15 protein-coding genes are annotated in these 10,655 nt (G+C 36.4%); 13 read left to right on the top strand and 2 right to left on the bottom strand.

All coding sequences use genetic code 11. The features are described 5' to 3' along the window. The first annotated feature begins 8 nt into the window (after positions 1 to 8). The 12 genes from OL444_RS31215 (at position 9) to OL444_RS31160 (ending at position 7,734) form a co-directional block, all read left to right on the top strand. Positions 9 to 461: a hypothetical protein gene (locus tag OL444_RS31215; RefSeq protein ID WP_264726684.1), complete on the top strand. Its 453-nt coding sequence runs from the start codon at positions 9 to 11 to the stop codon at positions 459 to 461. Between the two features lie 225 nt (positions 462 to 686). Next, complete coding sequence (locus tag OL444_RS31210; RefSeq protein ID WP_264726685.1) at positions 687 to 1,217, top strand: hypothetical protein; 531 nt, start codon at positions 687 to 689, stop codon at positions 1,215 to 1,217. A gap of 159 nt (positions 1,218 to 1,376) precedes the next feature. Beyond that, on the top strand, positions 1,377 to 1,793 hold the full coding sequence (locus tag OL444_RS31205) for a hypothetical protein (protein ID WP_264726688.1): 417 nt from the start codon (positions 1,377 to 1,379) through the stop codon (positions 1,791 to 1,793). 364 nt (positions 1,794 to 2,157) lie between these two features. After that, positions 2,158 to 2,727, top strand: a complete 570-nt coding sequence (locus OL444_RS31200; protein ID WP_264726689.1) for a hypothetical protein — start codon at positions 2,158 to 2,160, stop codon at positions 2,725 to 2,727. A gap of 142 nt (positions 2,728 to 2,869) precedes the next feature. Next, on the top strand, positions 2,870 to 3,253 hold the full coding sequence (locus OL444_RS31195; RefSeq protein ID WP_264726691.1) for a hypothetical protein: 384 nt from the start codon (positions 2,870 to 2,872) through the stop codon (positions 3,251 to 3,253). A gap of 68 nt (positions 3,254 to 3,321) precedes the next feature. Beyond that, complete coding sequence (locus tag OL444_RS31190) at positions 3,322 to 3,819, top strand: tetratricopeptide repeat protein (protein ID WP_264726693.1); 498 nt, start codon at positions 3,322 to 3,324, stop codon at positions 3,817 to 3,819. A 479-nt stretch (positions 3,820 to 4,298) separates the two neighbouring features. Further along, positions 4,299 to 4,949 carry an SMI1/KNR4 family protein gene (locus tag OL444_RS31185; RefSeq protein ID WP_264726695.1) on the top strand — a complete coding sequence of 217 codons (651 nt, stop codon included), beginning with the start codon at positions 4,299 to 4,301 and terminating at the stop codon, positions 4,947 to 4,949. 103 nt (positions 4,950 to 5,052) lie between these two features. Continuing rightward, positions 5,053 to 5,430, top strand: coding sequence for a hypothetical protein (locus tag OL444_RS31180; RefSeq protein WP_264726697.1), 378 nt, complete (start codon positions 5,053 to 5,055; stop codon positions 5,428 to 5,430). A 107-nt stretch (positions 5,431 to 5,537) separates the two neighbouring features. Next, the gene (locus OL444_RS31175) at positions 5,538 to 5,873 is read left to right on the top strand and encodes a hypothetical protein (protein WP_264726699.1); all 336 of its coding nucleotides are present in this window, start codon (positions 5,538 to 5,540) and stop codon (positions 5,871 to 5,873) included. A 439-nt stretch (positions 5,874 to 6,312) separates the two neighbouring features. After that, on the top strand, positions 6,313 to 6,690 hold the full coding sequence (locus OL444_RS31170; protein WP_264726701.1) for a hypothetical protein: 378 nt from the start codon (positions 6,313 to 6,315) through the stop codon (positions 6,688 to 6,690). Positions 6,691 to 6,709: 19 nt separating this feature from the next. Continuing rightward, on the top strand, positions 6,710 to 7,297 hold the full coding sequence (locus tag OL444_RS31165; protein WP_264726704.1) for a hypothetical protein: 588 nt from the start codon (positions 6,710 to 6,712) through the stop codon (positions 7,295 to 7,297). 98 nt (positions 7,298 to 7,395) lie between these two features. After that, entirely contained in the window at positions 7,396 to 7,734 is a 339-nt protein-coding gene (locus OL444_RS31160) for a hypothetical protein (protein ID WP_264726705.1), read from the top strand. A gap of 98 nt (positions 7,735 to 7,832) precedes the next feature. On the opposite strand, the gene OL444_RS31155 is transcribed toward OL444_RS31160, so the two are convergent. Together OL444_RS31155 and tyrS are read right to left on the bottom strand one after the other, a co-directional pair. Further along, entirely contained in the window at positions 7,833 to 8,024 is a 192-nt protein-coding gene (locus OL444_RS31155) for a hypothetical protein (RefSeq protein WP_264726708.1), read from the bottom strand. 251 nt (positions 8,025 to 8,275) lie between these two features. Then, positions 8,276 to 9,559, bottom strand: a complete 1,284-nt coding sequence (gene tyrS / locus OL444_RS31150; RefSeq protein WP_264726710.1) for a tyrosine--tRNA ligase — start codon at positions 9,557 to 9,559, stop codon at positions 8,276 to 8,278. A 199-nt stretch (positions 9,560 to 9,758) separates the two neighbouring features. Between tyrS and OL444_RS31145 the strand changes: the two genes are divergently transcribed. Beyond that, positions 9,759 to 10,457, top strand: a complete 699-nt coding sequence (locus tag OL444_RS31145) for a TapB family protein (protein ID WP_264726712.1) — start codon at positions 9,759 to 9,761, stop codon at positions 10,455 to 10,457. The last annotated feature ends 198 nt before the right edge of the window (positions 10,458 to 10,655 follow it).

Genomic DNA, 10,655 nt, shown 5'->3' with positions numbered 1-10,655 from the left:
TTTAGAGTATGAGATTTATTTTTATTGCAGGACTGATTTTTTTTATTGGCTCCTTTTTCTTGATTCCCAATAGTTTGAAGAAATTTGAGGTCGGGCAGCATGGTACAATCGTAAAAATGAAAATTGAGGAAATGCCCTCAAGTTGCATTGGTACAAAAGTCCGCTATCAAGTTGTTTTTAGCTACAATTCTAAGAGATATGAAAAACAAACGCGCGGAGGTTTTTGTGAGGAACACTACATAGGTGAGCTAGTTGATATTAAAATGCTACCCGGAGAAGATACAATTTTATGGGCTTTTGATTCAGGTTTAGGAGATATTCTTTCTGTAATTGGTTTAGGATTGTTTGGTCTTGGTGTTTCAATTGCCGTAGTTGTTAAAAATTGGATGTTTAAAAGAGAAATTTTAAAAATGTCATTATCGAAGAGTAGGAAGTCCAATAAGCCCAAAGGGAAGAGGTGAGATAGATATAATTATAAATATTAAATCTATAGCCAAAAGACTAAAAATCATTTTTAATGATTAAGAAGGAGGTTATTTACTATGAAGAACCGCAAGAAACGGCTTGCGGTTTTGCTATTTTATTTCATCAGGAATAAGATATTTTATTTTTGTAATATATGATGATAGTAATGGAATGTTTTCTAGGTATTTTTGGGATGATGGAAGGAGATTAAATGATATAACATGAATACTGTACTTTTTCTTTTACATTGTCTGGTAATACCTATTGATAAACCAGTTCTGATATGTGAAGATACCTGCAAGGTATATAATATACCATTAGACACTCCTTTTAGAGAAATTACCTGGTACACAGAATATTACAATAAGTTTAAGAAAGACAATCAGAGTGAGTACCAGTTGATCTGTATTTCTATTCCATTCGATGATGCACCGGGTCAGGTTTTGTATTATAGAACTGAGAATCATGTTGGCCTTTTAGAGAAAGGGACTACAATGGATATCCAAAAGAAGGGATTTAGTAGTATAGAAAATGATCACTTTGAGAAGCAATTGGGAGAAACTGAAAAAGGTGGTTTTGTATGTATATGTGATTTGAATAAAATTAATATTGTTTATTCAATCTGTATTGTCAAGAGAAAGGAAGAAATAGTTTTTCAGTATCAAGGGCTTAATATGAACATGCTAAACCTAAAAGATAAAGAAAGAGATAAGCTGAAAAATACGATTCAATTGGTGCGTTCATTGAAGTAATGAGATTAAATCTACTATTAATTGAGCCGAATTTATGGCATAATTTACCATGGTTTTGCAGTGTATTTGAGAGAAAGAAGCACAGATGTGGTATGACTCACAAAGAAAGATTGCCTTGCTTTTGAATAAAAGAAAAGGTCTAACAGTAAGTGTAGCAATATGCGTAATATAATTATAAGTGTAATCTTGATTACTGTTTTGAATATTTTTTTTACTAAGTATGGTTATAGTCAATCTCAAAAGGTAGTTATTGGAGCATTGATAGAGTATGAGTACTTTGCAACAAGCACTGTGGAAGATGTGCCTTGTGAGTTTTTTAAAGGGACATTTGCAGAAACAATTAGGCGCATAGATATAAAAGATAAGATTGAACTCAAACGCCTTGCTAATTATGCTAATAAATTTAAAGAGACTACTCCGAAGCCTATAGATGTTCGGGTATTATTTACTTTTCGTTATAGAAGATCACAAGAAAAATATTGCATGGATCGTTGGGGACTATGGGTGAACAAAAAAACAGGAAAGTGTTATGATAATAAATTATTGACGGATTTTGTTTTGAAGAGATGTCAATAGAGGAATGCCTTGACAGGATAAGAGGTATGTTTATTTTCCTTACCGCTGTATGAGGCTAACGTATTTTCTGCAATAATGTGTTGTGTATATAAACTATTGGGGGGGCTTAATTGCTCCCTTTTTTATTTCTTCTCAGATTTTAACCGCACAAGATAATTTCTTTAGATGCATTATTAATGATGGTAAACGATTTTATAAACATATTATCATGTTGATAATAATACTATGAAATGTTGTTTTAATTCTTTATCCCGGACGGAACGCAAAAAAAAATATAATGCTCAGATAAGGGTTTGGAATTACTTAGGTGTATAATTAGTTAAATCATACGCCTAGACGGCATCATAAACTTAAAATCAACTCAATGAAACCATTTAATTTATTAGTAGCAGTATTGTCGACGAGCTTATTATTTTCCTGCAAAAAAGATAAGGAGGAAATTGTTGAACCAACGCCCATCGAAAATGGACCTGCTGATTTTATTAGTATGAAAGTGGATGGTAAGGAATATGCTGATTCTCTATCGGAGAAAAGTAGTTTCCAAAAAACCAGCGAACAGGCTTCCACGCTTAATCTGGTAGGGCGCGACGGCAAGAAGTATAATGAAAAACTGGGTATCAGAATAATCTTCCCTAATCATGAAATAAAAACCGGGGTTTATGGTAAAGTAAAGGAAGGTCTTGACAATGCGATTGAGTTGATTAACATTAACATGCAGGCCACTGATAGGAGTAACGTATTGGAGACTTTTCGTGCCTCAGGTAATAATGAAAAATATCCGGATGATCCTTTTGAGATTGTGATCACAAAAGTTGATGATATCGCCATAGAAGGACATTTCTCTGGAAAAGGACGATTGAAAGATACTAAGGCAGTAGCTATCACAGAAGGTAAATTCAAAATATTAAGAAAAAATATGCTGATGCTGAAATAGCACATATCAACACATACAACAACGGCAGGCTGGTATTTAATACTGGTCTGCCGTTATGTTTTTACATGGGTCAGCATTTTGTAATTGTGAATTAGTCTATTTTGCAATCAATACTCATTTTATAAAAATTGAAAATAGGACCATGCTAGAGTTGACAGCATCTCCGCTTTTTGATAGCTTGTTAATTTTTGAAACGGACTATGGGATTATTGATTTGCATAATGATTATTACTGCAACAAAATATGCTATGACTTTGGTAACCAATGCCTGAAATGTTTTTTCAAAGGGGCAAGGAATTTAATGCTGGAATTTAGGGGTGTTATTATAGTGAAATTAAATTTGCAACTACCGTTAACAGCAGATAGCAGTATACTTAATAACTTTTATAGAGGTAGATTTGAAGTTGATGGAGTATTATATGAAATATCAGCGGAAGGAAGACGATATTTTTATCTGGAATTCGAAGCTGGAGATGCTTTGGAATTATACGCGCATAATATATTTTTAATTGAGGGAAAGTGTTAGGTATTTAATGGATTCTTGCTGGAATAAATACCTATAAAAGTCCTACAACAGCAAGAAAATAAAAAACAATGAGAAACGTAAAATTTATTTTTGCAACGTGTGTAATTTTAGCTTGCAATAGTAAAAATCACCCACCTTCTTTAGCAGATAAAAATACTATCCTGTCATTAAAACAAACTGCTGATATCTTATATGATCAGAACGAGTATGAGACTGCTGCTAAGTATCTGGATACTTTGATAGCAATTGATTCTTTAAATGGTGAGTATTATTTTAAACGTGGGTATTGTAATGCAATGCTTTTTAAATATTATCTATCTACGAATGATTATAATAAGGCTGCATCTTTAAATTATAGAAAATCGAGTGCTTATTTTAATATGGGATTAAATTACTCATTGGTAAACGATTCGATAGCCATACTGTATTTTGAAAAATGTTATGAAACCGATTCTACGCAAATAAAAGCCAAAGAAAAGATTAGAGAACTAAAGGAGAAACTGACTCCCTCAGAGCGTCAACAGTATGATATTATGGCGGATTCTGTGTTATTCAGATCTATATGAGAACGGAAAGGTTAAAAAATAGTAGTTAATAAATCGACATTTAATGCATAGTATTGGTATTTACATAACACTCGCTATAAGGCTAACTACTTTATTTTCACCTGTTTTTTTAGGCGCTTATTTGTATGTTATGATAAGAAGTAAACAATATACTTTAAAAAATATAGGAGCCTCTATTATTTGTTCAGTGTTAACTTTGATTGCCAATTTATTATTAACTAGAATAGAGCGGATTTATTTAAATCTTGGTTTAGTACTAATTTCGATTAGCGTATTTATTATTTTGGGTAGTGTATGGCTAATAAAAAAAATGCTAAATAAACTCAAATAACGAAGAAGCCTGATTGCTATCAGGCTTCTTCGTTATCATCCAATCTGCTTAAAGTACATTACTATTTACCTTTGAAATTATATACTGGGTGTCGATATTTTGAGAATGTCTAAGATCGGTTATATTAATACTCATGACAATAAAAACTATGGAATACCAGGATTACATTAATTTTTTCAGCGCCAATAGGTCAAAAGAAGACCTGCTGATGGATTTGGACACTATATTGAGAAATGATTTTAAATTAATCATAAACGATGAATTTTACTTTTCATTTATAGAAGATATCAATAATTGTGGTTTTTTCTTCAACCAATCCTTGCAGTTTTATTCCTTTTCGGAGGAGAGAGATTTTAGAAATATATCTGTCGTAAATGAAAATTTTAGCAAAGAGTATGGAGAGTTGTTTAAGGGGCTTGTAGCGTTTGGACAGGATGTTTTTGGGAATCAATTTGCATTTCATACAGAGAAAGGTGGTGTAGTATCCTTTGACATAGAAACGGCTGTGCAGACAATTGTGGCAGAATCATTTGAAGAATGGCTGATTAAATTGAATGATGATTTGAATTACATTGCTGGTATTAGTTATGTAGATGAGTGGAAAGAGCATAATGATTTATCCTGGAATCAGAGAATAATAGGAAAAATGCCGTTTGTGCTTGGTGGAGCATATGGCTTAGAGAATTTTAATGCGAGCACCTTCCCTAATTATATTGCTTGTAATGCTCATTTGGCCAAGCAGGTTTATAATCTTAAAGATGGAGAAAAAATTAAGCTGGTGATTAGGGAAGATGGATGAAGTATAAATCATGATGTGGAGCTGAAAATAAAATGATTTCATCGGAATAATTAGATCTCTATCTGCTTTTTAGTTCGAATAATAGTTAGTAATCATCAACGAAATGCTAAAAGAAATAATTAATAAATATGAGGATTTCGCCGATGCGCTGGTCCTGGCGATGTCCTTTGAGATTGATGTTCATTCCGCAGATAGTAAAGGGAAAGTTGAAATTATGATCCATTGTATGAATAGGGAGAGAGATTATGAATGGGAAAAGGTTAAACTAATATTTGAAGAAGTTTTGAGCTTTCGATTTATTGAAAATAGAAATACATGCAGTGTTGTTATTAATACAGCAATGATTAGATATGAGGACAATGAAATTGTTTTCGATTTTTTCCCTATAATATTAGATGCTGACCTAAAGGAAAATACTGAATCCGACCTTATTGTCAAATGTAGAACGATAAAGTATATAGTAGATCCATTAAGTTTATAATGTTAAACTACGCCGATAATCAGTTTTTTTCTTTGGATAAAAGGAAGAGCTATATGCCAATATCTTTTTAGCATGTACCATATTAATTTGAAAAGAGAAATTTACAAATGAATAAAGTAAAGCTGGTTTTAACATTTGTTATAATAATCGGAATTGTTGTTATTGGTTTGTATTGTCTGGATATGTATGCGAGTAAATCAAAATCAGATAAACTAGATCAGATAAATAAAAACTATGGCTACTCCAAGGGGATTATTATGAGGAAGAGATCTTATAAAGGTCGCAGTATAGAAGTTAAATATCAGATTGGAAGTAAGGAATATAACTATCATGGTGGATGGGATCATGATCCTTATAGCTTACGGGAAGGGGATTCTATTACTTTTCGGTATGCCTTAGATGCTCCTGAATTGATTATAACAGCATTAGATAATGATTATTGACGATTTTTCATAACACTTAACACCCCACAAACTATCCAAGCCTAAACTTCCCCTGTCAATTGCAGTGCAAAGAAATACTTTTGCGTGCCTTAAAAGAGCATAAAATATGCCGCGTACTGCAAAGAAAACAGGTTTAATTCCCTTATATATCCTTGGGACTATCATGATTTATCCCATTTTGTTGTACATTTTACAAGATTATAAGACACTTTATCCTTACTTCCCATTATTGCCATATCATGGATTTATTCAGGTGTTTTTAACTGGTCCGGTACTAATTGTTGTAGGTTTGAGACTTTGGTTGAGATACAGGCATAAGGTATTAGGTTGGTGTATGTCGATAATAGGCGTGTTATGGATAGCAGTGATTGTTTATGAATTAACAATGAAGAATGGAGGGTGACAAGAAGCATTAATGGGCATACTGAGATAAAACAGCATGGATAAGAAGAAACAAAGCAAACAATTACCAATCCGTCGGAAGTTTGGTCTGATTAAACTTAAGAACTTAATAAGTTTGCTTATAATTTTTTCTCTTTTTGGCTATATGTTTTATACTATTGGGAAGAGGAAAATAACGCAATATTTGCTCAAGAGGAATGCAGTCCAGACAAAGGCAGTAATTATTGATGAAAAAAATAATTGGGGTAATAGCCCTGTAAGTCATGAAGGATCTTACTCTTATCAGTTTTACGTAGATGGCAAGATATATAAAGGTGATTCGAAAGACTCAAAACTACAAATAAACGATTCTGTTGATATCGAATACGTGAAACATTGGCCTGATCTAAGTAGACCGGTTGCTGCCCCAAAATAGATTATAAATGTTTTAAGCCATGAATAAAAGAACAGTACTGGTCATATTGGTTTTATTCTTTACCGGCGTATTATTTTGGTATTATAAATACATCCATGGATGGATGGTGTTTCGGAAAAATGTAGATACGCCAAAGAAGTTTTTGAATCATACCACCGTTAGTAAACGTATTTATAATGAGGATAGTACTAAGATCATTCGTGCTTTAAGACAACAACTGTTAAAGCGTGAAGGTTTTTTCCGTAGCTCGGATTATTTCGATTCAACCCAATTAATTATTGATAGTATTCTTTATAGCCCTGATCAAGGAAAAGTTGCTTTTTTAGTGTTGACAAAGAATCCGACGTATAGACAGCTGAGGCCAGATAAACGATATGATTGGTATTATGATGCCGCTTCTTATCTGGGTGTCAGACGGGGGGATTCAATTGTAATGAAGCGGGAAGGACCTATGTATGGTAATAGTTATAGCAGACAGGAAATATCCGATGATATTAGAGAAGTCTGTTTCAGGCTTTTCGTTTACGAAGACTCACTGTATCAGTATAATTTAAATGATATACGTTTTTGGGACGCACCGGTTTGGAATGTGCGTTTTAATGATTAAGCAGATGTACTATGTTGAGGTGACATATTATTACAATGGAATTAATAACGGGAAATTGATCGTGTTTAAAATGCTTAAGATAGAGATTTTAGGAAAATATGGGCTCGTTTAATACGCTAATTGCTGAAATTTTATGCCCTGATTGTGGGAAGAAACATGACGCCAACATTCAATTTAAATTTGGTGACACCTGGCAATTTCGATATCAAATAGGAGAAACTATTAAATGGGGAGGTAATGATATTGGAAGCGCTAACTTAATGGAAGTTAAAGTCTATGGTATCATTGAATCGATGATATGTCCACACTGTAATAAAGAAAACATTGCGGAAGAATACGATATTTTGGTTAAAGAAGATATTCTGGTAAAGGTTTCTCCAATTGAAAGTATACAGGATTATTTAAATGGAAATGGAGAATATATCCCGCTGAAATAAATGAAATAAAAAATACCTCCAATTAAACAACAACATAAAATCCGCAGACATATCCAGCCTGCCTGCGGATCTTAGTGTTACGCAGATAAACAAAGTAATTAACTCCCGACAAGTATTTCTTCCAACTCAACAACTTCCTGGTTTAATAAAGCAGTCTTTTGTTGTAACAAACTAATTTCCTGCCGCAGTATTTGGGCTTCCTGTTCCATAGCTGGTATGGCTGTTCTCAGGTGATGGTTTTTAGTTTCGAGATCCGCTATGAGTATGAGTAATATTTCTTTTTCAGTCATGATCATACATTTTGATGGTGAATGGTGGTTTGAAAAAAGAAAAGAGGGTGAGGAACAGCACAATCTGTTTGCAGGTAGGTACCTGCTGAAATATCAGAAAACTAAGGGGAGCGCTTGTTAGTAGTCTGTATCAAAGATAAATCAGGGAATAATATTTAACAATGACGAATAAGTCATTTTTTGACAAAAAACGTGTTAAACTAAAAAAGGATGCCACAGGCATCCTTCTTAATTTATTGCAAGCATATTATCTACACGGCTTTCACCAGGTAATAGTTCTTCTTACCTTTTTGGAAGAGAATATATTTATCCCGGAGCAATGCAGTAGTATTCACTACCGTTTCGATGCCGTTGATTTTATTTTTATTCATGCTCACGCCGCCACCCTGCACGGTTTTACGGGCTTCTCCTTTGCTGGGGAAGATACCGGTTTCGGCGAGGAGGCTCACGATATCTTTGCCGGCTTCCAGTTCGGATTTGGCGATTTCGTGCTGAGGTACACCAGACATTACATCCAGCAGCTGTTCTTCGGTGAGGGATACCAGCAATTCGGCGGTATCGTTGCTGAAGAGCAGGGAAGAAGCTTTCACGGCAAATTCGTAGTTGGCTTCTCCGTGGATGAAGGTGGTTACTTCCTGGGCCAGGCGTTTCTGCAGCTGGCGTTGTTCCGGTGCTTCGCGGTGTTGGGCGATGAGGGCATCTACCGTATCTTTTTCCAGGAAGGTGAAGATGCGGATATAGCTTTCAGCGTCTACGTCGGTGGTGTTGAGCCAGAACTGGTAGAACATGTACGGGGAAGTCCGTTGAGGATCGAGCCATACGGTGCCTTGTTCTGTTTTACCGAATTTGGTGCCATCTGCTTTTTTGATGAGCGGACAGGTGAAGGCAAAGGCTTCTCCGCTGGCTTTACGACGGATCAGTTCTGTACCGGTAACGATGTTACCCCACTGGTCAGAGCCGCCCATCTGCAGTTTACAGTTTTTGGCAGTATATAAATGATAGAAATCGTAGCCCTGAATAAGCTGATAGGTAAATTCGGTGAAAGACATCCCATTATCTCCTTCGATCCGTTTTTTAACGGAATCTTTCGCCATCATGTAGTTTACCGTGATGTGTTTACCAGTATCGCGGATAAAGTCGAGGAAGGAGATGTGCTGGAACCAGTCGAAGTTATTGACCATTTCTGCCGCATTGGCTTTGGCAGGGTCGAAGTCGAGGAAACGTTCCAGTTGTGTTTTGATACCATTTACATTTTTCTGCAGGGTATCCAGATCCAGCATCTTTCTTTCTTCTGCTTTAAAGGAGGGATCTCCCACCATGCCGGTAGCGCCGCCCACTAATGCCAGGGGTTTATGTCCTGCCTTTTGCAGGTGCACCAGCAGGAGGATAGGAACCAGGCTGCCAATGTGTAATGATTCTGCAGTAGGGTCAAAGCCGATATATGCAGTGGTCATTTCTTTTTGCAGTTGTTCTTCCGTGCCAGGCATCATATCCTGAAGCATGCCCCGCCAGCGCAGTTCTTCTATCAGATTCATGATTTAAATATTCAATTTTTGCAAACCTACACAAAAAATGTCTGAACTGCGATTTATATACCCCCTGTAAAACACCGCATTCGCCGGATATTGCGTAAATTTAGTAACGTAATAACAGGTTCCCACCTGCACTAAACAGCCTGCTATTTGAACCATCCTACGGATAGTGCAGTGCCGGGTTGCCCCAAAAAAGGTTGTCATGAAATATTTCCTCTTGCTGGTATGCAGCTTATGTTGCGTGTATGTAGTGTCTGCCCAGGATTGTAAAGGTTATTATTACCTGCTGAATAATGCAGTGGTGGAGATGACCATTTATGACGCTAAAAATAACCCGGGTGGGAGAAATGTCTATACCATTACCCAGGTACATAAAGATGGAACAGGTACCACTTCTGATTTTACTTCTACTTATTACGACAAAGACAACAAAGTACTGACCAACGGCGCCGGGCATTTTAAATGTGATGGTAGCGGTGTAGCCATTGATATGAAAGTAGGTATGCCCAGTATGCCGCAGCTCAAAGACGTGAGTATGGAAGGGAAAACGGCTGCCGCTTTCCTGGATTATCCCACGGTGATGCAGGCCGGGCAGGAGCTGAAAGGTGGCAGCTTCGAAATGTCGGGGAGCATCAAGGGCATGGATGTGGATTTCAATTACGCCATCACGAACCGCAAGGTAAAAGGCAATGAAAAGGTGACCACGCCTGCCGGTACCTGGGACTGTGTAAAGATTGGCTATGACCTGAGTTTTATGATGAAGATGATGGGAGCGGAGGTACCGATGAAGCTGGTGGCGGAAGAGTGGTTCGCGCCGGGTTTCGGGGTGGTGAAAACAAGATCTTTTGATAAGTCCGGAAAACCGCTGGGGAGTACCCTGATTACGGCCGTAAAACGATAAAATAGTCGTTGCCGGTGTTTGACTGTATAGTTACGCGGTAAGGTTGTCTGTTGACAAGGCTTGACTGTATATTTACACAGTCTGGTTGTCAGGTTACCGTGCTTGACTGTCAGTTGACGCACCTTGACTGCCCGCTGACAGGCCTGGGTAGCTTGCTGACAATGCCGGGATGTCAGTTTACAAGGCTTGACTGCCTGC

The organism is Chitinophaga nivalis, from assembly GCF_025989125.1.
Classification (GTDB): Bacteria; Bacteroidota; Bacteroidia; order Chitinophagales; family Chitinophagaceae; genus Chitinophaga; species Chitinophaga nivalis.
This window is presented reverse-complemented; position numbering and strand designations above follow the sequence as displayed.